The sequence below is a fragment of the Stutzerimonas stutzeri genome (assembly GCF_002890895.1).
Classification (GTDB): domain Bacteria; phylum Pseudomonadota; class Gammaproteobacteria; order Pseudomonadales; family Pseudomonadaceae; genus Stutzerimonas; species Stutzerimonas stutzeri_AB.
Window position 1 is genome coordinate 329,779 of record NZ_POUL01000002.1, and the last position, 22,186, is coordinate 351,964.

A 22,186-nucleotide genomic window follows, 5' to 3' on the forward strand; every position below is an offset into this window, starting at 1 on the left:
GAGTGGTTCACTGCAGCTCCTTACGTTCGTTTCGAGGGTACGTCCCGGTTGGGCGACAGACCGCCCGGATCTTCATGCCCTCCCTTGCGGCGTACCTCGTCATACCAGAGACCGTGGTGGTGACGCGCCCAGGCGTGGCTTACACGTCCCTGCGTCATCGCGCGTACCGACCCCTTCACCCAGATCGCCGAATAGATATGGATCACCAGTGTGATGATCGCAATGAAGGCGGTGTAAGCATGGATGGTGACCGCCCAGCGCAGCGCCCAGACCGGCATGTCATCGGCGATCCATGGGCGCCAGAGAACGATGCCGGTGATCAGCAGCACCGGCACAGTGGCGAGGAAGATCCAGTACACCAGCTTCTGCCCGGCGTTGTTCTTGCCTACCGGCGGCAGTCGCTCGTCGCGGTTGGCCAGCACGTCGCGGATCTGCTTCATCCATTGCACATCGTGACGACGGATCAGGTTGTCGCCGAAAAAGCGCACCGCCTGGATGACGAAGAACAACGACATGAACACGCCGATGTACGGGTGAACGATGCGCGTCGGCTCCGGCCCGCCGAACAGTGCGGTCAGCCCGAAAAACGCCGGATAGAACAGCGACAGGCCGCTCAGCACAAGCAGCACGAAGCTGATCGCGATGAGCCAGTGATTCACCCGCGTCCACCAGCCATAGCGCAAGATGCCGTGTTTGACATTCGAGTGGCTCATAGCCGGTCCTCCCCGCGCCTGTCGATTTCACGGGCGTCATGCGCATTTTCCGGATCCGGATCGTCCTCCGGCTCCTCTTTCGGCCCCTTCATCACGTAATGGAAGAAGCCCGCCAGCACCGACATGCCCAGCGCCACCGACATGATCGGTTTGGTCACCCCTTTCCACAGCTCGACCGTGGGCGCGATATGGGGATCACGCGGCAACCCGCTGTACAGCTCCGGCCTGTCGTTGTGCTGCAGCACATAGACCACGTGAGTGCCGCCAACACCTGGCGGATCGTATATCCCGGCATTTTCGTAGCCACGCCCCTGCAGATCCGCAACTCGGTGAGCACCGTAGTCGAGCATGTCTTCCTTGGTGCCGAACATGATGGCCGAGGTCGGGCAGCTCTTGACGCACGCCGGCTCCAGCCCGTTGTAGACCCGATCCGAACACAGAGTGCACTTGTACGCCTTGTTGTCCTTTTTCGAGATTCGCGGAATGTCGAACGGGCAACCCGCCACGCAATAACCACAGCCGATGCAATGCTCGGAATTGAAATCGACGATGCCGTTGGCGTACTGCACAATGGCGCCAGGTGACGGGCAGGCCTTGAGACAGCCAGGCTCCGCGCAATGCATGCAGTTGTCCTTGCGGATCAGCCATTCGAGGTTGCCCTGCTCGTCCTCGTATTCCGAGAAACGCATCACCTCGAATGACTCAGGCGAAAGGTCCTGAGGGTTGTTGTAAGTACCGTCGCACTCCCCAACCTCGTCGCGCAGGTCATTCCACTCCGAGCACGCCACCTGACAGGCCTTGCAGCCAATGCAGACCGACACATCGATCAGTTTGGTGACCTTCTCCACACCCCCATGGCGTACCTGTGGCGAAGGCGTGGTCGTCGCCGAACGGGCGATGATGTTCTGCAGATTGATCTGGTCGCCTCTCATCAGAGGATCCCTCCGACTTTTTCCACGTTCACCAGGAACGACTTGAACTCTGGCGTCTGCGTATTACCGTCGCCCACGAAGGGTGTCAGGGTGTTGGTCAGGTGCGCCTTCTTCGCCACACCCTTGAACCCCCAGTGAATCGGGATACCGATCTGATGCACGGTGCGGCCGTCGATCTCCAGCGGCACCAGCCGTTTGGTGACCACCGCCACGGCGGTGATATAGCCGCGCTTGGAGCTGACCTTGACTCGATCACCGGCCGCAATGCCCAGTTCGCCGGCGAGCACTTCGCTGATCTCGATGAACTTCTCCGGCTGAGCGATGGCGTTGAGCCGCGCATGGGTGGTCCAGTAATGGAAGTGCTCGGTCAGGCGATAGGTCGTCGCCGCATAGGGGAATTCCGTGTTTGAACCGAACGAGTCGCGGTCCTGCTCGAACACCCGGGCGATGGGGTTATGCAGCGCCAAGGGGTTGTCCGGGCTCAGTGGATTGCGGTCGATCGGCGTCTCCATGGGTTCGTAATGCTCAGGGAAAGGCCCTTCGTTCAACCATTCGCAGGCGAAGAAATGCCCACGTCCGGTCTGGGTGACGATGAACGGACCCACCCCTTGCGAGGGCGGCGACGTGACCGGGAAGTCGGGCACATCAGCGCCTGTCCAGCGCTCGCCGTTCCACCAGATGAATGCCTTGTTCGGTGCCCATGGCGTACCGTCGGGACGCGCCGAAGCGCGGTTATAGAGCAGTCGCCGATTCATCGGCCAGGCCCAGGCCCAGCCCAGGGTATTACCGGTGTTGTAAGGGTCCGAATTGTCGCGACGGGCCATCATGTTGCCTTGCTCGGGCCAGGCGCCGGAATAGATCCAGCAACCACAGGCGGTCGAGCCGTCCGCGCGCAGTTCACTGAAATCCTGCAACTGCTCGCCTTTGCGCCGAATGACCTTGCCGCTGTCATCGGTAATGTCCGCCAGTGCGCGACCGTTGTACTCCATGGCCAGTTCGGACGCCTTGGGATACTGCGGCACCTTGTAGTTCCAACTCAGATTGAGGATCGGATCGGGGAAGGCACCACCCTCCTCCTGGTACATGAGCTTCAGGCGCAACATGACCTCACCCAGGATCTCGGTATCGGTCATGGCTTCGCCCGGGCCAGGCACGGCGCGCTCATGCCATTGCAACCAGCGCGCACTGTTGGTGATGGAGCCGTCATCCTCCGCAAAACAGGTGGTCGGCAACCGGAACACCTCGGTGGGGATCTGCGACGGGTCGACGTCGTGGTATTCACCGAAGTTTTTCCAGAACTCGCCGGTCTCCACGGTGAGCGGGTCCATGATCACCAGGAATTTGAGCTTCGACAGGCCGTCCATGACCTTCGCCTTGTTCGGGAAAGCCGCCAGAATGTTGAAGCCCTGACAGAATGCGCCGGTCATCTTGCCAAGCGTCATGTCGTTGATGGCGTACAGCACGTCATAGATTGGTTCGGACAGCTTTGGCAGCCAGTCGTAGCACCAATTGTTTTCCTTGGTTGCCACATCGCCGTACCAATCCTTCATCAAACTGACGAAGAACCGCTCATAGAACTTCCAGTAGGAGACCTCGCCTTCGAGCAGCGGCAGCTTGATGCGGGTCTTCATGTAGTCCTCGTAGGACTGCAGATTCACCGACGGAAGATTCATGTAGCCGGGGAGCAGGTTGGACAGCAATCCGATGTCCGTAAGCCCCTGAATGTTGGAATGCCCGCGCAGCGCATTCACCCCGCCACCCGGCATTCCCATGTTGCCCAGCAACAGCTGGACCATGGCTCCGCAGCGGATGATCTGCGAGCCGATGGTGTGCTGCGTCCAGCCCAGGGCGTAGAGGATGGTCATGGTCTTGTCGGGCGCCGAAGTGGTCGCCATCAGGTCCCAGAGCTCAAGCACCTTTGCCTTGGGCATGCCGCAGATGTTTTCCACCTGATCGACGCTGTAGCGGCTGTAATGCTGACGCATCAGTTGCAGGACACAGCGTGAATGCTGCAGCGTTGGGTCGGTCCGGGCAAAGCCGTTTTCGTCCAGCTCGAAATTCCAGGTTTTCCGGTCGTAGGTTCGATCCGCTGGGTTGTACCCAGTGAACAATCCTTCCTCGAAGCCAAACCCTTCGGCCACGATCAGGCTGGCGTCGGTGTACTCGCGCACGTACTCGTGGGCATAGCGCTCGGTTTCGATCAGGTAGTTGATGAACCCGCCGAGAAACACGATATCCGTGCCAGTACGAAGCCAGGCGTGATAGTCCGCTACTGCGGTGGTGCGATTGAAGCGTGGGTCAATCGAAATAAGGACAGCATTGCTGCGCTGTTTGGCATGCATGACCCAGCGGAAGCCCACCGGATGCGCTTCAGCCGAATTGCCGCCCATCGACAGGATGACATTGGCGTTGGCAATGTCGGTCCAGTGATTCGTCATGGCACCGCGACCAAATGTTGGGGCAAGACCTGCCACCGTTGGTCCGTGTCAAACGCGAGCCTGGTTGTCTATTTTGAGGATGCCGAGCGCTCGGGTGATCTTCTGCGTGAGATAGGCCGTCTCGTTGGTACAGGCCGAAGCCGCTACCATCGATGTGGTCATCCAGCGGTTGACCAGCCGGCCCTGCTCGTCATGCGTCTCGAAATTCCGGTCGCGGTCATCTTTCATGTGCCGGGCGATACGCGCGAAGGCCTCGTCCCAGCTGATGCGCTTCCACTCATTGGTGTAAGGCTCACGGACCTCAGGGTATTTGACCCTCGATTCGCTCTTGATGAAGTCGATAACACCTGCGCCGCGTGGGCAAAGCGAACCGCGGCTGACCGGGTGATCCGGATCGCCTTCGACGTGGTAGATCTCGTCGATCACGTTGATCGCGCCATCGCCACGGGAGTAAAGCAGCATGCCGCAGCCTACTGAGCAGTAGGTGCAGATATTGCGGGTCATTTTTGCGCCGGTCAGCTTGAAGTGACGAATCGACGCGAAGGCTTCATCAGGCGCAAATCCCATCATGGCCATGCTCGACGCGCCTACACCAGCCGCACCGAACTTCAGGAACTGTCGCCGGGATACTCGCACGGTCATCGGTATCTCCTGTTACTTATTGTGTCTGTCCATCTAACAGGTCGACTGGACCGCTCTGGAATGGTTCCTCCAGAGGGACAGACGGGCGTCACAGTCGTTACGCTTAAAAGGCTAGTTCAGGACCTCGACCATCAACAGGTCACCCGTCGCGTCACTGGCGCGCAGCGAGGTCTTTTAACAGTTGAGCCGAGAGAATCTGGCGGGTCGTAGGGTATTCGGCCCAGGGCTCGCGCTTCAGGTTGTCGAGGCGCTCATGCAGGTTGAGGATGTTCCATTGATCGGCGCCGCTGATCTGCTGCAGTTCCTCCCGGGCGATGGGTACGGAAACCGGCAGGCCGGGCCTTGCCCGCGCGGAAAAGGCAGCGACCGTGCTTGCGCCCCGTTGGTTACGCAGGTAATCGACGAAGATCTTGCCGACCCGGTTCTTCGGGCCCATCTTCGCGACGATTTGCTCCGGCGCTTCCTTTGCCAGTCGGACTGTAACGCCACGGGCAAATTCATTGGCGCAATCCCAGCTGTGACGACGGTCGATGGGCACGACTATGTGTACGCCCCGGCCTCCGCTGGTTTTGAGGAAGGCCCGAAGACCGAGTTCGTCGAGCAGATCGAGGGTCATGCAGGTGGCTTGCACCATGCTCGACCATGGCAGTTCCGGGTCGGGATCAAGATCGAAAACGACCCGGTCCGGCTTGTCGATCCGATCGCTACGCGCATTCCAGGTGTGGAACTCGATGGTGCCCATCTGCACCGCCTCGATCACGGCCGTCACGCTGTCCGCCTGGATCAGACGGGCGTGTTCGGGATCCAGAGATTTATCCAGCACGCGCATGTGGGGCATTTTCAAACGTCCACAGTGACGCTGGAAAAAGCTTTCACCGGGGACGCCCTCCGGAGCGCGAACAATCGACAGCGGCCGCTTGGCCAACTGAGGCGTCAGCCATTCACCGACTGCCAGGTAGTATTCAGCGAGCTGCAGCTTGGTGGCGCCGCTGGCCGGGTCGATGACCCGCTGCGGATTACTGATGCCGATACCGCCCACATCGGGGCGGCTCTTGGCCGTCCTCTCAGCCATGGGCAATCCTCATGGACTCAGCTCGCCTTCTTGCTGCTGGATTTGCTGGCTGCCGGTTTGCTGGTACTCGTCTTGCGTGCCGTCGAGGTTTTGCTGGTTGAAGACTTACTGGCAGTCGATTTGGCTGGAGCCTTGGATTTGCTCGCTGCGGTTTTGCTCGTGGTCCGCTTGGCCGGGGCCGCGGCCTCATCGCTGTCATCCTCGTCGACTTCCTTCGCCGGTGCAGCTTTCTTGGCTGACGACTTGCCGGCCAGGCTGCGCTTGAGCAGCTCGGTCAGATCGATGACATCGGCGCTGCGACGATCCACTGCTTCTTCCGGCCCACCCACGGCTTCGAGCTTGCCTTCTCGGGCCTTGGTCTCCACCAGATCCATGATCTGATCCTGAAAGGTGTCCTTGTACTGCTCGGGGTTCCAGTCTTCGCTCATGTCCTCGACCAACCGCTTGGCCATGTCGAGTTCCTTGGGATTAAGGTCGGGGTTGAGCGCTTCGTCCTTCATCTCAAGGTATTCCACGCCCCGCACCTCATCGGCCCAGCGCAAGGTATTCATCACGAGCGCCTTGCCCAGCGGCATCACAACGGCCAGATGCTGCTTGTTGCGTAGCACAACATTGGCGATGCCGACCTTACCGGTCTGCTCCAAGGTTTCGCGGAGCAATGCATAGACCTTTTCACCCCGTCGATCCGGGGTGAGGTAATACGGGGTAGCGATGTACAGGAAAGAAATGTCCTTGGCATCGACAAAGGCAACGATATCGACCGTCTGCGTGGCTTCAGGGTGGGCTGATTTGATTTCCTCATCACTGATGACGACGTAATTACCCTTCTCGTACTCCACGCCTTTGACGATGTTCTCGCTTTCGATGTCTTCCCCAGTGGTCTTGTTGATGCGCTTGTAGCCGACCCTGTCCATGCTGCGTTTATCCAGCCAGTCGAAATCGATACCCTGCCGGGTCGTTGCCGGTACAAGCGCGACGGGGATGTGAACGAGGCCGAAACTGACGGCGCCTTTCCAGATCGTACGGGGCATATGCCTTCCCTCCTGTCGACAGTCGTTCGGTCAGCCGTTGAGCACAGTGCCGCCGTTGACATGAATAACTTGTCCGCTGACGTAGGACGAGTCGCTGCTGGCGAGATACACGTATGCCGGCGCCACTTCATCAGGCTGCCCCGGACGCTCCATAGGCACGTTGGCGCCGAATTTCTTCACCTTTTCTTCATCGAACGTCGACGGAATCAGTGGCGTCCAGATCGGCCCAGGCGCTACTCCGTTCACGCGGATTCCGCGGTCGGCGATGTTGATCGACAGCGAGCGGGTAAATGAGGTGATTGCGCCCTTGGTCGACGAGTAATCCAACAGGTGCGGGCTGCCCTTGTAGGCGGTAACCGAGGTCGTGTTGATGATGGAGGCGCCTTTTTTCAGATGCGGCAGTGCGGCCTTGGTCATCTGGAACATGCCGAAGATGTTGGTGCGGAAGGTTTTCTCCCACTGCTCTTCGCTGATGTCCTCGAGCTTTTCCTGCGGATGCTGCTCGGCTGCGTTGTTGACCAGGATGTCGAGTTTGCCGAACTCGCTCAGCGTTTCATCGATCACCTTGCGGCATACACCGCGGTCCGCCACGTCGCCGGCGAAAGTCAGGCATTTGCGCCCCTGCTCTTCCACTACGCGCTTGGTTTGCTCGGCGTCCTGGTGCTGATCCAGATAAAGAATCGCCACGTCAGCGCCTTCGCGGGCAAATAACACCGCGACAGAGCGGCCGATACCACTGTCGCCACCGGTAATGATCGCAACCTTGCCCGTAAGCTTGCCGGCGGCCTTGTAGTCCTCTCCACGGTACTCCGGGCGAGGGCTCATCTCGCTTTCCTTGCCAGGCTCCGGTTGCTGTTGAGGTGGGAGCGTCTGGTTTTCGTCGGGCATGCTGGATCCTCCGTAAGAGCCTGAAATCTGTATTCGGAGGACTTGACGGCGGAAGGAAAAGTTTCTGTGAAGCGATGAGAGGCCCCTGAACAGGGGCCTCGGTCAATCAGTCGACGCGCAGTGCGACCCGCCCACGCGGAGCACCACTCTCAACATACTCGTGCGCGGCCACCACCTCGTCGAAGGTAAATACCTTGTCGACCTGCGGAGTGACCAGACGATCGGCCGTGAGCTGGTTGATGTGCAGCAAGGCACGCTCGACCGCGTCGCGGTTCTGCTCGATGCCCAGTTCGGGCTGGCCAGTGAAATCGCACAGGCAATGCAGGAAGAACTTGAAGTTCTTCTTGAACGCCGCACAAGCCGGAAACGCTGTCTCGTTGCCGCCGTTGAGCCCGTAAAGGATCAACTTGCCGCGCGGTGCGATCACGTCGCCCAGCAGCTTCATCTGCGAGCCGCCGCAACCGTCGAGTACGACTTCCACGCCAGCCCCACCGGTGATCTTCTGCAGCCGCCCGACCAGATCTTCCTCTTCGGTAACGATGACCGTCTCGGCACCCAGCTCACGCAGGAAGTCGCGATCCTCGGCCGTCTCGCAGGTAGCGATCACACGTCCGCCAAGTGCTTTCGCCAGCTGCACCGCAGAAGGCCCGGTGCAATGCCGCGCCTGGGTGACCAACACGTATTGTCCAGGCTCGAGCTGAGCCAGTTCGATCAGAGCGAAATAAGACACCAGCGCCGGCGTGTAATGGACGCTGGCCTCAGCTGCGCTGAGCATCTCCGGATAGTGCACCAGCGAGGTTTGCGGCAGCAGAACCTGCTCGCCATAGAGCGGGTACTGGTTGAGATCGTGCGCAGGGAAGCTGGCAACACGATCACCCACCGCGAAACCATCTACATCATCACCTACCGCCAACACCTCGCCGGCGATCTCGCTGCCCAGCCCTGCCGGGAGCTTGGCGTGACGCGGAGCCAAGTCCTGCCGCCAAAGTACGTCGTTCCAGCTGATGCCGATCGCTTTCACGTCGACAAGCACCTCGCCCGGGCCAGGCTTTGGCACGTCGCGCTGCTCATAACGCAGCACTTCGGCTGGCCCGAACTGGTGGAAACGGATGATGCGGGACATTGAAAGACCCCTCGATTACTACTGTGTCAGTGACTCTATCTGCACCGCCGGAACAACTCCAGCGCCGATCCCTGCATTCCGCTCGATAGTCGCCATGCGTGGGAATGATGATGAGCTGTATGTAAACCTGCGCCACAGACTGCAGGTTTGTGTAATTCCAAAGCTGAAATGGACATGCCGGCGTCACTCCGATCTGTCTAGAATGCAACCGCAACCCTCCAGAAGGTCAGCCGCGCCTTTGTCTGACCACAGCTTGAAGTGAATGGCATGAACCGCAACGACCTTCGCCGCGTGGATCTGAACCTGCTTATCGTCTTCGAAACGCTGATGCATGAGCGCAGCGTGACTCGCGCCGCTGAAAAGCTGTTTCTTGGGCAGCCCGCCATCAGTGCCGCCCTGGCACGCCTGCGTACGTTGTTTGACGACCCGCTGTTCGTGCGCACCGGGCGCAGCATGGAGCCCACTGCACGCGCGCAAGAGATCGCCGGGTTGCTGTCGCCAGCGCTGGATTCGATCTCCACGGCCGTCAGCCGCGCCTCTGACTTCAACCCGGCCACCAGCGAACTGGTGTTTCGCATCGGCCTGACCGATGAGGTGGAATTTGCCCTGCTGCCGCAGTTGCTCAGGCGCGTCCGTGCCGAAGCGCCGGGTGTGGTGCTGGTGGTGCGTCGTGCCAATTACCTGTTGATGCCTGGCCTGCTTGCCTCGGGCGAGATCTCGGTGGGGGTCTGCTACACCGAGGAGCTGCCAGCCAACGCCAAGCGCAAGGTATTGCGCAGACCGAAACCCATGTTGCTGCGTGCCGACAGCATCCCTGGCCGTATGACGATGGAAGACTACTGCTCGCGCCCGCACGCCATGGTTTCCTTTGCTGGCGACCTGAACGGCTATATCGATGACGAGCTGGCGCTGCACGGCTGCAAGCGAAAGGTCGTGCTGGCGGTGCCACAGTTCAACGGGTTGGCGAGCCTGCTGGCCGGAACCGACCTGGTCGCGACCATGCCGGACTATGCCGCCGCAGCGCTTGCCGCCAACGGTGGCGTGCGGGCCGAGCCGCTGCCATTCGAGACCAGCCAGGACTTCGAGCTGTCCATGGCCTGGCGCGGCGCTCAGGACAACGACCCGGCCGAGCGTTGGCTGCGCTCGCGCATCCAGATGTTCGTAGGCGATCCGGACAGTCTCTGAACCAACCCAGATCGCGATAAGGTTTAGCATCGGTTGCCGCTCGGGCGCCGATTCCCCCTGTAGCTGCAACCGATCGCCCCTTTCCTCTCCACTGCTCCTTGTGTGCCCGTGCGGCTAGTGCTTAGTGTCGCTGGGTGGTCTGAAGCTCAGCCGCGGTTTTGCTGTCGGCGCCATCAATGACAAATGCTGCAACATCATCGCGGATGATATTTACATTCGCCTCGTTCGATTTCTGCTTGTAAAGGCCAGCCCCCACACTCCCGCCATCGATAAAAACCCGAGTTGCGGAGTCAAGCATGGATCGTTCACTCAAAGCCTTGCGTTACCCATTGGTTGCGGTTGCTGCCGCCCTTGTAGGCGCATGCGGTAAAGCCCCTGAAGCCACCGAAGCGGCCATGCCGGCCCCCGCCGTCAGTGTTGCCGAGGTCATCGAACAGCAGGTGACCGAATGGGACGAGCTCACCGGCCGCCTGGAAGCGCCCGAATCGGTCGATATTCGTCCTCGCGTGTCGGGCTTCATCGACAAGGTCGCGTTCGAAGAAGGCTCGCTGGTGAAGAAAGGCGATCTGCTGTTTCAGATCGACCCGCGCCCGTTCGAAGCGCAGGTCAAACGCCTGCAGGCCGAGTTGCAACAGGCTCGCGCCACTGAGCGCCGGACCGCAAGCGAAGCCGAGCGCGGTGAGCGACTGCGCGCCAACAATGCCATTTCCGCCGAACTGGCTGACGCGCGAGCCAGCGCCGCCAGCGAAGCGAAGTCCGCCGTCGCCGCCATCCAGGCTCAGCTCGACGCAGCCAAGCTGGATCTCGGGTTCACCCGCGTCACCGCCCCCATCGATGGCCGCGTAGGTCGTGCGCTGATTACAGCGGGCAACCTGGTCAATGCTGGCGAAGCCTTGCTGACAACGCTGGTGTCGACCGACAAGGTCTATGCCTACTTCGAGGCGGACGAACGCACCTACCTGAAATACCGCGAACTCGCCCGTGACGGTGAGCGTGGCGAGGAGACACCGGTGTACCTCGGGCTCTCCAACGAGGAAGGCCACCCTCATCTGGGTCACATGGACTTCATCGACAATCAGGTCGACCCACGCACCGGCACCATTCGCGGACGCGCCGTGTTCGATAACCGTGACGGGCGCTTCACTCCCGGTCTCTACGCCCGCCTGAAGCTGGTCGGTAGCGCCACCTACGACGCCGTCCTGATCAAGGATGTCGCGGTCGGAACCGATCTTGGGAAGAAGTTCGTCCTGGTCCTCGGGGAGGACGACACCGTCAACTATCGCGCCATCGAGCTTGGTCCGAAGCTGGAGGGCCTGCGCATCGTGCGTAGCGGTCTGGAGGAAGGTGAAACCATCGTCGTGAACGGCCTGCAGCGCGTGCGACCCGGTAATGCCGTACAGCCAGAGGACGTACCGATGGCAGATGCGGACACCCTCGCCGCGCTGAAAGAACAGAGCCGTGCCATATCGGCAGCGATGAACCCGCAGGTGGTCGACCGGACCCTGGCGCGAGGGCCGAGCAGTTGACGTTCAGCACGTCCCACTGACCGGCGCCAAGGCGCCAACTCAAACAAAACCGATTCCGTCAGGGCACGTCGCGCGTGCCCTCTCCCCCGGAGTGCGTCATGAATTTCTCCCAGTTCTTTATCCAGCGGCCGATCTTTGCCGCGGTGCTATCACTGATCATCCTGATCGGTGGCGCCATATCGCTGTTCCAGCTGCCGATTAGCGAATATCCCGAAGTCGTGCCGCCCACTGTGGTGGTGCGCGCCAGCTTCCCGGGCGCCAACCCGAAAGTGATCGGCGAAACCGTCGCGTCCCCCCTCGAACAGGCCATCACCGGTGTCGAGGGCATGCTCTACATGTCGTCCCAGGCAACCGCTGACGGCAAGCTGACCCTGACCATCACTTTCGCCCTGGGGACCGATCTGGATAACGCCCAGGTGCAGGTGCAAAACCGCGTCACGCGTACCCAACCGACGTTGCCGACCGAGGTGCAGCGCCTTGGCGTGACGGTGGACAAAGCCTCACCGGACCTGACGATGGTGGTGCACCTGACCTCGCCAGACGAGCGCTACGACATGCTCTATCTCTCCAACTACGCGGCGCTCAACGTAAAAGATGAGCTGGCGCGGCTGGACGGGATTGGCGATGTGCAGCTGTTCGGCATGGGTGATTATTCGCTGCGCGTCTGGCTCGATCCGAACAAGGTCGCCTCGCGCAACCTCACCGCAACCGACGTGGTTAACGCGATCCGCGAGCAGAACCGTCAGGTCGCTGCGGGTTCGCTGGGTGCGCCACCCGCGCCGGGCGCGACGGACTTCCAGCTGTCGATCAACACACAGGGCCGGCTGGTCAGCGAGGAAGAGTTCGAGAACATCATCATTCGCGCCGGCGAAGACGGTTCGATCACTCGACTGCGGGACGTCGCGCGTATCGAACTGGGTTCCAGCCAATACGCACTGCGTTCCTTGCTCAACAACCAGCCCGCCGTGGCCATCCCGGTTTTCCAGCGCCCTGGCTCGAACGCAATCGAAATCTCCGACTCAGTGCGTGCCCGCATGGCCGAGCTGAAGAAGGACTTCCCTGAAGGCGTGGACTACGAAATCGTCTACGACCCAACCATCTTTGTTCGCGGTTCCATCGAGGCGGTGGTGCATACCCTGCTTGAAGCGATTGTGCTTGTGGTGCTGGTGGTGATTCTGTTCTTGCAGACCTGGCGCGCGTCGATCATCCCGCTGGCCGCCGTACCGGTATCACTCATCGGCACCTTTGCCGTGATGCACATGCTGGGTTTCTCGCTCAATGCGCTGTCACTGTTCGGCCTGGTGCTGGCAATCGGCATCGTGGTGGATGACGCCATCGTGGTGGTGGAGAACGTCGAGCGGAACATCGGCCTCGGCAAGTCGCCGGTGGAAGCCACCAAGCAGGCGATGAAGGAAGTGACTGGGCCGATCATCGCCACGGCGCTGGTGCTCTGCGCGGTGTTCATCCCGACTGCCTTCATCTCGGGCCTTACCGGGCAGTTCTATCAACAGTTTGCCCTGACCATTGCGATCTCCACGGTGATCTCGGCCTTCAACTCCCTGACCCTGTCGCCAGCGTTGGCGGCCGCGTTGCTGCGTAGCCATGACGCGCCTAAAGACGGCTTCTCACGCCTGCTGGACAAGCTGTTCGGCGGCTGGCTGTTCGCCCCCTTCAACCGGGTATTCGAACGCGCCAGCCACGGCTACGTCGGTGCGGTTAAACGCATTCTGCGTGGCAGCGGCATTGCCCTGGTGGTTTATCTCGGCCTGGTCGGACTCGGCTATATGGGCTTCGCCAGCACACCGACCGGCTTCGTGCCGCCGCAGGACAAGCAGTACCTGGTGGCCTTTGCGCAACTGCCGGATGCCGCCACGCTGGATCGCACGGAAGACGTCATCAAACGCATGTCACAGATCGCTGCCGAGCATCCCGGTGTCGAGAACACCGTGGCCTTCCCAGGCCTGTCGATCAACGGATTCACCAACAGCCCGAACAGCGGCATCGTCTTCACCCCGCTCAAGCCCTTTGATGAGCGCAGTGATCCCTCGCTGTCCGCCAACGCCATCGCGGCTGATCTGAACGGTCAGTTCGCGCAAATTCAGGACGCCTTTATCGCGATCTTCCCGCCACCACCGGTACAAGGGTTGGGCACCATCGGCGGCTTCCGCGTGCAGGTGCAGGACCGCGGCAATCTTGGCTACGAAGAGCTGTACAAGCAGGTGCAGAACGTCATCGCCAAGAGCGCGGACTATCCCGAGCTAGCCGGGCTGTTTACCAGCTATCAGGTCAACGTGCCGCAGATCGATGCCGACATCGACCGGGAGAAAGCCAAGACCCATGGCGTGGCTATCGATCAGATCTTCGACACCATGCAGGTCTATCTCGGCTCGCTGTATGCCAACGACTTCAACCGTTTTGGTCGCACCTATCAGGTCAACGTCCAGGCCGAGCAGAAGTTTCGCCTGACGCCCGATCAGATCGGCCAGCTGAAGGTGCGCAACAACCGTGGCGAGATGGTCCCGCTGTCGACCTTCGTCAAGGTCAGCGACAGTTCCGGCCCGGATCGGGTGATGCACTACAACGGCTTCCTGACCGCTGAAATAAACGGCGCAGCCGCCCCCGGCTACAGCTCCGGTCAGGCCGAAGCTGCGATGGAGCGGCTGCTGCAAGCTGAGCTACCGAATGGCATGAGCTTCGAATGGACCGAGCTGACCTATCAGCAGATCCTGGCGGGGAACACTGCAATGTTCGTCTTCCCGCTCTGCGTGCTGCTGGCCTTCCTGGTATTGGCGGCGCAGTACGAGAGCTGGAGCTTGCCATTGGCGGTGATCCTAATCGTACCGATGACACTGCTCTCGGCCATCACCGGGGTGATCTTGTCGGGCGGCGACAATAACGTGTTTACCCAGATTGGCCTGATCGTGCTCGTCGGCCTGGCGTGCAAAAACGCGATCCTGATCGTCGAGTTCGCCAAGGACAAACAGGAAGAAGGCATGGATCGCCTATCCGCTGTGCTCGAGGCCTGCCGCCTGCGGCTGCGCCCGATCCTGATGACCAGCTTCGCGTTCATCATGGGTGTGGTGCCGTTGGTACTCTCTTCGGGAGCAGGCGCTGAGATGCGGCATGCCATGGGTGTTGCAGTGTTCAGCGGCATGCTCGGCGTGACCTTCTTCGGGCTGTTGCTGACGCCGGTGTTCTACCTGGTCATTCGCGCCTTCGTCGAACGGCGCGCGGAGAAAAAAGCGGTACTGAAGGAGGCGCACGCATGAAGGCTGTCATTAGCACACCGCTTCTGCTCGCGGTCGCTCTTGCGTTGAGCGCCTGCGCGGTGGGGCCGGATTACCGCGCGCCGGACGTCGCTCCGGCGCATATCGAAAGGGCTGCGGCGACTGGCTTCGATCAGTCGCGTTTTCAGGCGGCCTGGTGGCGCCAGTTCGATGACCCGACGCTGGATGCTCTGGTGGGTGAAGCATTGTCCGAGAACCGCGAACTGCGCATCGCATTCGCCCGGCTCCGCGCCGCTCGTTCCATTCGCGATGACGTGACCAATGATCGCTTCCCTACCGTAACCGCAGGGGCCGGTGCCGAGTATGGCGAGGCTCAGCAGCCGGGATTCGGCGAGGAGCGCAGCAGCATCGAGCGCTACGATCTTGGGCTGGACATGGCCTGGGAACTCGACCTGTTCGGCCGAGTTCAGCGGCGCATCGAAGCCAGCGAGGCACAGAGCGAAGCCGCGGAAGCCGAGCTTTATCAACTACAGGTCAGCCTGATTGCCGAACTGGTCGATGCCTATGGCCAGTTGCGCGGGGCGCAACTGCGTGAACGCATCGCCCGGGAAAACCTTGAGAACCAGCGCAACTCACATCGTCTGACTGAGCAGTTGCGCGACGCGGGCGTGGGTAACGAGCTCGATGTGCTGCGCGCCGACGCTCGGCTAGCAGCGACCCAGGCTAGCTTGCCGCAACTGCAGGCACAGCAGACCCGGGCAACCAATCGCATCGCGACCCTGCTCGGCCAGCGCGCCGACAAACTCAGCGTCGACCTGACGCCGCGCGAGCTGCCTGCCATTGCCAAGGCTCTGCCGATTGGTGACCCCACCGAGCTGCTACGTCGCCGACCGGACATTCTCGCGGCCGAACGACAGCTGGCAGCGGCAACCGCCAACGTGGGCGTAGCGACAGCTGATCTGTTTCCGCGGGTAAGCCTGAGCGGTTTTCTGGGTTTCATCGCCGGACGCGGTTCGCAGATCGGTTCAAGCGCGGCGCAGGCTTGGGGTGTAGCGCCGAGCATCACCTGGGCTGCGTTCGACATGGGCAGCGTTCGAGCCAGGCTGCGCGGTGCAGAAGCAGACGCCGAGGGTGCGTTGGCCAATTATGAGCAGCAGGTCCTGCTGGCGCTGGAGGAGTCGGAAAACGCGTTCAGTGACTATTCGCGCTCCCAGGAGCGACTGCTCGCACTGCTGCGTCAGTCGGGCGCCAGTCGCGCGGCAGCGGAGCAAGCGGCAATCCGCTACCGGGAAGGCACGGTGGACTTTCTGGTGCTACTGGATGCCGAGCGCGAGCGCCTGGCTGCGGAGGATGCGCAGGCGCAGGCCGAAGTCGAGGTCTATCGCGGCGTCGTGGGCCTCTACAAGGCACTTGGCGGCGGTTGGCAGCTCGCCAGCAACTGACGGGAAGCCGCTCTGCGCCGCTGAATGGCGGCGCAGAGCAGTCGCTCTCAGCGGCCAAAGTGTGATCTGTTGCAACTCCCGCTCGCTCAATTATGAATTCTGTGAGAAAGCCCTTTTTACGGTGCGGCTTATTTGGCATAACGCTTCATTGAAGCTCAATCACATCCGTCTCCCGGATGTCATGCCAACCCACCAAAAATAAAGAGCCTTTTCATGATCAAGCCGATCATCACCCTCGCTGGCCTGGTGCTGGCGTTGACCGCAACCGCGGTCGAAGCTGAGCCGATCGTCATCAAGTTCTCGCACGTCGTCGCTGAAGACACCCCGAAAGGCAAGGGTGCCCTGCTGTTCAAGAAACTGGTTGAAGAGCGTCTACCCGGCCAGGTGACCGTCGAGGTTTATCCCAACTCGACACTGTTCGGTGATGCCAACGAGCTTGAGGCATTGGCCAACGACGAGGTGCAGCTGCTGGCGCCGTCGTTAGCGAAGTTCGAGAAGTACACCAAGCAGGTGCAAGTGTTCGACCTGCCTTTCCTGTTCGACGACCTGGAGGCCGTCAACCGGTTCCAGAAGCGCGCCAAGGGCCGCCAATTGCTGCGCTCGATGGAAAAGGAAAACATCACTGGCCTTGCTTACTGGCACAACGGAATGAAGCAGCTATCGGCAACGAAGGCGCTGTTGCAGCCGAGCGATGCCATGGGGCTGGCGTTCCGTATCCAACCCTCAGCCGTTCTGGAATCGCAATTCTCCCAGGTAGGCGCAGCCACCAAGAAGATTCCGTTTGCCGAGGTCTACACCTCGTTGCAGAACGGCACCGTCCAAGGGGCAGAAAATCCCTGGTCGAACATCTACAGCAAGAAGATGCACACCGTGCAGCCCTACATCACCGAATCCAATCATGGCGTGCTCGACTACATGCTGGTGAGCAATACGCGGTTCTGGTTTGGCATACCGCATCAGCTGCGTACCGAGCTGGAAGGCATCATCGACGAGGTCACCTTCGAGGTGAACCGTGCCGCGGAAGAAGCCAACCAGGCCGACCGTGAGCGGATCCGCAAAGCGGGCACATCGGAGATCATCGAACTGACGCCTGAACAACGCGAAGCCTGGCGCGAAGCCATGCGACCGGTGTGGCAAGAATTCGAACCGGTGATTGGCGCTGACATCATCAAGGCGGCGCAAACGGTCAATCGCAAGCAGCGCAACTGATTACTTCCCGCCTTTCCTCCCAGCCGCGGCAGCAACGCCGCGGTTTGCCAACGCCGCTCGGCGAGTCCCTAAGTTCTTTAGCCTTCTACTAACCTCTCAGCGTGCAGCCTGCTCGCCGGAAGGCGGTTTGCACTCACGCGTTCGTTGGTCAGCGCTCTGACGCCTCCAGTACGGGCTCGAAATCCAGCTGCGCTTCTTCCCATCCGCCGCCTAGCGCCGCGATCAGTTGAACGCTGGCGGCGAGCTGATCACCCAGCAGCGTCAGATAGGTCCGCTCGTTGTTCAGCGCACTGGTTTGCACGGTGGCAACGCTGAGGAAGTCCACGGTGCCCGCGCGGTACTGGTTCTGGATCAGGCGCAGCGATTCCTGCGCGGCCTCCAGCGCTTGTCGCTGCACCACGGCCTCAGCCGCGAGAACACGCAGTTGCACCAGGTTGTCCTCGACCTCACGGAAGCTGTCGAGCACCGTCTGGCGATAGTTGGCCACTGTCAGGTCATAGTTGGCTTCGGCAGCTTCGAGGTCAGCGCGACGGCCACCAAAATCAAGCAATGTGACTGCCAGCTGCGGACCGAGCGACCAGAAGCGGTTGGGGAGACTGATCAGGTCAGTAAAACTGCTGTTTCGATAGCCACCGCTCGCGCTCAGCGTCAGGTCCGGATACCAGGCCGCTTCGGCCACCCCGATCTGTGCATTGGCCGCGATTACCTGACGTTCGGCCGATGCGATGTCCGGGCGACGCTCAAGCAATTGCGAAGGCAGCGCCAGCGGCAACAGCGGCAACTCCGGAATCTCGTCGCGCTCAGCGATGTTCAGCTCTGCCGGCGGCACCCCGACCAGCACCGCAATAGCGTGCTCCATCTGAGCTCGCTGCCACTGCAAGTCGATGGCCTGAGCCTCGGTACTCAGGAGTTGGGTCAGTGCCTGGGTGACATCGGACTTCGGCACGATGCCTGCGCGATACTGGTTTTCCGTCAACCTCAACGAGCGAGCAAAGGCTTCGACCGTCTGATTCAGCAAACGCTGCTGTTCATCCATCACGCGCAATCGAAGGTAGGTCTGGACGAGCTCGGACTGCAGGCTCAAGCGGACAGCGGCCACGTCCGCTGCGGTGGCCTGCATATTGGCTCGGTTGGCTTCCAGATTGCGCCGCAGGCGACCCCATATATCCAATTCCCAGGCCGCATCAAGCCCCACGCTATAACTCTCGCTGATGCCGCTGAAACTGCTGCCAGTCAATGCGGTAGATGAGGTCGAACTGCCCTGCCCGGCACGTGTTGCGCCAGCGCTGCTGCCTACCGAAGGAAACAGCTGTGATCGTGCCCCCATAACCAGTGCGCGCGCCTGGCGGTACTGCGCTTCAGCAGCCGCCAGACTCTGGTTGGAGACATTGAGGCGCCCAACCAAGGCATCCAATGCCACATCACCGTATAGCCGCCACCAATCACCGCGCTCCAGCACATCTGCCGGGTTGGCAACCTTCCAACCTTCGGCCTGCTTGAATTCAGCAGCCATTGGCAGCGCTGGGCGCTGGTAGTCAGGGCCCAAGGTGCAAGCTCCTAGGGAGAAAGCCATGCCGGCAAGGGCCAGCGGGCGTAGGGCGTATTTCGAAAACAACTGACTCATAGCGGATTTTCCAGGGCGGCGTCGGTGCGGACACCGCGCCAGCTGTTGAATCGATGCCGCGCGCGGTCCAGATACAGGTAGACCACCGGCGTGGTGTAGAGCGTAAGGACCTGGCTGAGGATCAGGCCACCGATAATCGTCAGGCCCAGCGGCTGGCGCATTTCCGCACCCTCGGCGCCGCCCATGAGCAATGGCAACGCACCGAGGATCGCCGCCATGGTGGTCATCAGGATCGGCCGAAAACGCAACAGGCAGGCCCGACGAATCGACTCATCCGGCAGCAGGTGATCGTTACGTTCGAACTGCAGCGCCAGATCGATCATCAAGATCGCGTTCTTCTTCACCACACCGATCAGCAGGAACAGCCCAAGCAGCGAAATCAGACTGAACTGCTCGCCCGTCAGGATAATTGCCAGCAACGCGCCGACCCCGGCAGAAGGCAGCGTGGAAAGGATCGTCAGCGGGTGGATATAACTCTCGTACAGCACGCCGAGCACGATATAGACGAGCAGCAACGCTCCAAGAATCATGAACGGCTGGCTTTCTTGAGCCGCCTTGAAGACATCACCCGTGCCTCCCAGGCGCCCCTGGACTTCGCTCGGCAGCCCTATCGCCGCCACTGTACGCTCGATTGCTCGCGTCGCTTGATCCAGGCTGACATCGGGCGCCAGATCGAAATCGATACTCTCGGCAGCGAATTGCCCATCATGGCTGACCCGGTCCTCCTCAAGACTCCGCTCGTAACGGGCAAAGGCCGAGAGCGGCACGCGTCGGCCGTCGCTGGTGATCACCTGGATCTGCTCCAACACTTCAGGGTGCTGGGCATAGCTCGGGTCGATTTCCATGACAACCCGGTACTGGTTGAGCGACTCGTAAATGGTGGATATCTGCCGTTGGCTGAAGGCGTTGTTGAGCAAGGTCGTCACCGTGCTCATGTCGATGCCAAGCCGCTTGGCCGCGTCACGGTCGATCTTCAGGCTGATCTGCTGGGCGCCCTCGCCTTCGTTGGCGTCGATACTGGTGAGCTCCGGCAAAGCCTTGAGCGCCTGGGTCACTTGCGGCACCCAGGTGCGTAAATCAGCCAGATCGCTGGCCAACAGGGTGTAGGAATACGCTGAACTGCTCTGCCGACCGCCACCAAATTGCAGATCCTGATCGGCCATTAGGAACATCCGACCACCCGGCACTTTTGGCTGGTTCTTGCGAATACGCTCGATCACTTTCTGCGCAGAGATCTTGCGCTCATCCAATGGCTTTAGCCGGACGATCATGAACGCATTGTTGATACCGCCCTGCCCGCCGATAAAGCCCGCCACGCTTTCCACGGCTGGGTCGGCCAGTACTGCCTTGCGGTAGGTTTCCATCTTTGGCTGCATGACCTGAAACGACAAGCCGTCGTCGCCGCGAATAAAGCCGGTCAGCTGGCCTGTGTCCTGCTGCGGCAGAAAGGTTTTCGGAACTTCGATGTACAGAAAAACATTGAGTCCGATGGTCGCCAGCAACGTAATCAGGGTGATCCGATGATGGCGCAGCGCCCAGCCGAGAGACCTGTCGTAATGGCCTAACAGCCATTGGTGGGCATTGTGACTCCAGCGATGCAGGCGCCCGTCATGCTCAGGTTGGTGGGGTTTGAGCCAACGTGCGCAAAGCATGGGTGTCAGGGTCAGCGAGACCAGCAACGACACCAGAATGGCGGCCGCCAGGGTGATGGAAAACTCTCGAAAAAGCCGTTCGACAAGGCCGCCCATGAACAGAATCGAGACGAACACCACCACCAGCGACAGGTTCATCGACAGCAAGGTGAAGCCAACCTCACGGGTGCCGATATAGGCGGCGCGCATCGGCGGCACACCCTGGTCGATATGTCGTGCAATGTTTTCCAGGACCACGATGGCGTCATCGACCACCAGCCCGGCGGCGAGGATCAAGGCCATCAGCGATAGCACATTAAGCGAGAAGCCAAACAGGTACATCACGGCAAAGGTGCCAACCAGCGATACCGGCACCGCCAGCGCCGGGATCAACGCGGTCCGCACTTTGCCGAGGAACAGGAACACAAGAACGATCACCAGTCCGACAGCAATCAGCAAGGTCCGCTCGGCCTCATGCAGGGTGGCGCGGATCACCGGTGAGCGATCCATTGCGACGGCCATGTTGACACTGCCCGGCACGATCGCCTGCAGGGCTGGCAGCTCGTTACGAATTCCCTCGATGGTTTCGATGATGTTGGCGCCGGCCTGGCGGTTTATGACCAGCAGCACGGCGCGGTCGTTGTTGAAGAAGCCGTCGTTGTATCGATCTTCCACGCCGTCCCTGACCTTCGCGACATCGCTCAGGCGAAGTGCTGCGCCGTCCTGATAGCGAATGATCAGCGGCAGGTAATCTGCGGCTTCATGCAGCTGGTCACTGGCCTGCACCTGCCAATGGCGGTCGTCGTCTTCGACCATCCCCTTGGGTCGCCGGACATTCGCGCTGGCGATGGTCTGGCGGACCTCATCGAGTGAAACGCCGTACTGTTCCAGTTGCTGTGGTTGCAGCTCGACCCGGACGGCAGGCAGCGAACTCCCTCCCACCTGCACCTCGCCCACCCCAGGGACCTGCGATAGCTTCTGCGCCAGAATGGTCGAGCCGATGTCGTAAAGCTGCCCCTTGTCGAGCACGTCGGACGTCAGCGACAACACCATGATCGGTGCCTGGGCTGGGTTGATTTTGCGGTAGCTCGGCATGCTGCGCATCCCGCTGGGCAGCAGATTGCGCGAGGCATTGATCGCCGCCTGCACATCTCGCGCGGCACCGTTGATCTCCCGCTCCAGGTCGAACTGGATGACGATGCGGGTCTGCCCCTGGCTGCTACGACTGCTCATCTGGCTGACGCCTGCGATGCTTCCGAGGGAGCGCTCCAGCGGCGTCGCCACACTCGAAGCCATGATTTCGGGGCTGGCACCGGGCAGACTTGCCTGCACGGTGATCACCGGGAAATCCATGTTTGGCAGTGGCGAGACCGGTAAGAGACCAAAGCTGACGCTGCCCAGCAGCAGGATCGCCAGGCTCAGCAACATGGTCGCGACCGGGCGCGCGATGAAGGGGGCCGAGATGTTCATCGCTGCGGGTCGCCGCAAACTGAGGAAGTCTGC

The 22,186-nt window shown here is 60.9% G+C and carries 15 protein-coding genes; 5 read left to right on the top strand and 10 right to left on the bottom strand.

What is annotated here, in order from left to right; all coding sequences use genetic code 11:
• Positions 1-20: 20 nt before the first annotated feature.
• The 7 genes from CXK96_RS04420 to CXK96_RS04455 all read right to left on the bottom strand — a co-directional run bounded on the left by CXK96_RS04420 (position 21) and on the right by CXK96_RS04455 (position 8,839).
• The gene (locus tag CXK96_RS04420; protein ID WP_102835280.1) at positions 21-713 is read right to left on the bottom strand and encodes a formate dehydrogenase subunit gamma; all 693 of its coding nucleotides are present in this window, start codon (positions 711-713) and stop codon (positions 21-23) included.
• Positions 710-1,645: a formate dehydrogenase subunit beta gene (gene fdxH / locus CXK96_RS04425; RefSeq protein WP_102835281.1), complete on the bottom strand. Its 936-nt coding sequence runs from the start codon at positions 1,643-1,645 to the stop codon at positions 710-712. The genes CXK96_RS04420 and fdxH overlap by 4 nt, the downstream gene beginning before the upstream one ends.
• Positions 1,645-4,719 (bottom strand): formate dehydrogenase-N subunit alpha, encoded by a 3,075-nt coding sequence (fdnG, locus tag CXK96_RS04430; RefSeq protein WP_180981492.1) that lies wholly within the window; start codon positions 4,717-4,719, stop codon positions 1,645-1,647. The genes fdxH and fdnG overlap by 1 nt, the downstream gene beginning before the upstream one ends.
• Positions 4,720-4,876: 157 nt before the next feature.
• The gene (ligD, locus tag CXK96_RS04440; protein ID WP_102835284.1) at positions 4,877-5,797 is read right to left on the bottom strand and encodes a non-homologous end-joining DNA ligase; all 921 of its coding nucleotides are present in this window, start codon (positions 5,795-5,797) and stop codon (positions 4,877-4,879) included.
• 17 nt (positions 5,798-5,814) lie between these two features.
• A complete protein-coding gene (locus CXK96_RS04445; RefSeq protein WP_102835285.1) occupies positions 5,815-6,828 on the bottom strand; it encodes a Ku protein in 1,014 nt (337 codons plus the stop codon).
• A gap of 30 nt (positions 6,829-6,858) precedes the next feature.
• Positions 6,859-7,716 carry an SDR family oxidoreductase gene (locus tag CXK96_RS04450; RefSeq protein WP_102835286.1) on the bottom strand — a complete coding sequence of 286 codons (858 nt, stop codon included), beginning with the start codon at positions 7,714-7,716 and terminating at the stop codon, positions 6,859-6,861.
• 106 nt (positions 7,717-7,822) lie between these two features.
• A complete protein-coding gene (locus CXK96_RS04455) occupies positions 7,823-8,839 on the bottom strand; it encodes a zinc-dependent alcohol dehydrogenase family protein (RefSeq protein WP_102835287.1) in 1,017 nt (338 codons plus the stop codon).
• Positions 8,840-9,106: 267 nt separating this feature from the next.
• Here CXK96_RS04455 and CXK96_RS04460 point away from each other — a divergent pair, with 267 nt between their 5' ends.
• A complete protein-coding gene (locus tag CXK96_RS04460; protein ID WP_102835288.1) occupies positions 9,107-10,024 on the top strand; it encodes a LysR family transcriptional regulator in 918 nt (305 codons plus the stop codon).
• Positions 10,025-10,145: 121 nt separating this feature from the next.
• On the opposite strand, the gene CXK96_RS20720 is transcribed toward CXK96_RS04460, so the two are convergent.
• Complete coding sequence (locus CXK96_RS20720; RefSeq protein ID WP_180981489.1) at positions 10,146-10,322, bottom strand: hypothetical protein; 177 nt, start codon at positions 10,320-10,322, stop codon at positions 10,146-10,148.
• Here CXK96_RS20720 and mexE point away from each other — a divergent pair.
• The 4 genes from mexE (at position 10,321) to CXK96_RS04480 (ending at position 17,428) form a co-directional block, all read left to right on the top strand.
• Positions 10,321-11,550 carry a multidrug efflux RND transporter periplasmic adaptor subunit MexE gene (gene mexE, locus CXK96_RS04465; RefSeq protein WP_102835289.1) on the top strand — a complete coding sequence of 410 codons (1,230 nt, stop codon included), beginning with the start codon at positions 10,321-10,323 and terminating at the stop codon, positions 11,548-11,550. The two genes, CXK96_RS20720 and mexE, sit on opposite strands and share 2 nt — an antisense overlap.
• Before the next feature lie 98 nt (positions 11,551-11,648).
• Positions 11,649-14,819 carry an efflux RND transporter permease subunit gene (locus tag CXK96_RS04470; RefSeq protein WP_102835290.1) on the top strand — a complete coding sequence of 1,057 codons (3,171 nt, stop codon included), beginning with the start codon at positions 11,649-11,651 and terminating at the stop codon, positions 14,817-14,819.
• On the top strand, positions 14,816-16,219 hold the full coding sequence (locus CXK96_RS04475; RefSeq protein WP_102835291.1) for an efflux transporter outer membrane subunit: 1,404 nt from the start codon (positions 14,816-14,818) through the stop codon (positions 16,217-16,219). The genes CXK96_RS04470 and CXK96_RS04475 overlap by 4 nt, the downstream gene beginning before the upstream one ends.
• A gap of 216 nt (positions 16,220-16,435) precedes the next feature.
• Positions 16,436-17,428: a TRAP transporter substrate-binding protein gene (locus tag CXK96_RS04480; RefSeq protein ID WP_102835505.1), complete on the top strand. Its 993-nt coding sequence runs from the start codon at positions 16,436-16,438 to the stop codon at positions 17,426-17,428.
• A 148-nt stretch (positions 17,429-17,576) separates the two neighbouring features.
• Here the strand turns inward: CXK96_RS04480 and CXK96_RS04485 are convergent, their stop codons facing one another.
• Positions 17,577-19,052 (bottom strand): efflux transporter outer membrane subunit, encoded by a 1,476-nt coding sequence (locus tag CXK96_RS04485; protein WP_102835292.1) that lies wholly within the window; start codon positions 19,050-19,052, stop codon positions 17,577-17,579.
• Positions 19,049-22,153 carry an efflux RND transporter permease subunit gene (locus tag CXK96_RS04490; RefSeq protein ID WP_102835293.1) on the bottom strand — a complete coding sequence of 1,035 codons (3,105 nt, stop codon included), beginning with the start codon at positions 22,151-22,153 and terminating at the stop codon, positions 19,049-19,051. The genes CXK96_RS04485 and CXK96_RS04490 overlap by 4 nt, the downstream gene beginning before the upstream one ends.
• Positions 22,154-22,186 lie beyond the last annotated feature (33 nt).

Excerpts from the sequence above, each read along its gene's own strand:
- CXK96_RS04420 (WP_102835280.1), bottom strand. The coding sequence starts at position 713 with ATGAGCCACTCGAATGTCAAACACGGCATCTTGCGCTATGGCTGGTGG.
- fdxH (WP_102835281.1), bottom strand. The coding sequence starts at position 1,645 with ATGAGAGGCGACCAGATCAATCTGCAGAACATCATCGCCCGTTCGGCG.
- ligD (WP_102835284.1), bottom strand. The coding sequence starts at position 5,797 with ATGGCTGAGAGGACGGCCAAGAGCCGCCCCGATGTGGGCGGTATCGGC.
- CXK96_RS04445 (WP_102835285.1), bottom strand. The coding sequence starts at position 6,828 with ATGCCCCGTACGATCTGGAAAGGCGCCGTCAGTTTCGGCCTCGTTCAC.
- CXK96_RS04450 (WP_102835286.1), bottom strand. The coding sequence starts at position 7,716 with ATGCCCGACGAAAACCAGACGCTCCCACCTCAACAGCAACCGGAGCCT.
- CXK96_RS04455 (WP_102835287.1), bottom strand. The coding sequence starts at position 8,839 with ATGTCCCGCATCATCCGTTTCCACCAGTTCGGGCCAGCCGAAGTGCTG.
- CXK96_RS04460 (WP_102835288.1), top strand. The coding sequence starts at position 9,107 with ATGAACCGCAACGACCTTCGCCGCGTGGATCTGAACCTGCTTATCGTC.
- mexE (WP_102835289.1), top strand. The coding sequence starts at position 10,321 with ATGGATCGTTCACTCAAAGCCTTGCGTTACCCATTGGTTGCGGTTGCT.
- CXK96_RS20720 (WP_180981489.1), bottom strand. The coding sequence starts at position 10,322 with ATGCTTGACTCCGCAACTCGGGTTTTTATCGATGGCGGGAGTGTGGGG.
- CXK96_RS04470 (WP_102835290.1), top strand. The coding sequence starts at position 11,649 with ATGAATTTCTCCCAGTTCTTTATCCAGCGGCCGATCTTTGCCGCGGTG.
- CXK96_RS04475 (WP_102835291.1), top strand. The coding sequence starts at position 14,816 with ATGAAGGCTGTCATTAGCACACCGCTTCTGCTCGCGGTCGCTCTTGCG.
- CXK96_RS04485 (WP_102835292.1), bottom strand. The coding sequence starts at position 19,052 with ATGAGTCAGTTGTTTTCGAAATACGCCCTACGCCCGCTGGCCCTTGCC.
- CXK96_RS04490 (WP_102835293.1), bottom strand. The coding sequence starts at position 22,153 with ATGAACATCTCGGCCCCCTTCATCGCGCGCCCGGTCGCGACCATGTTG.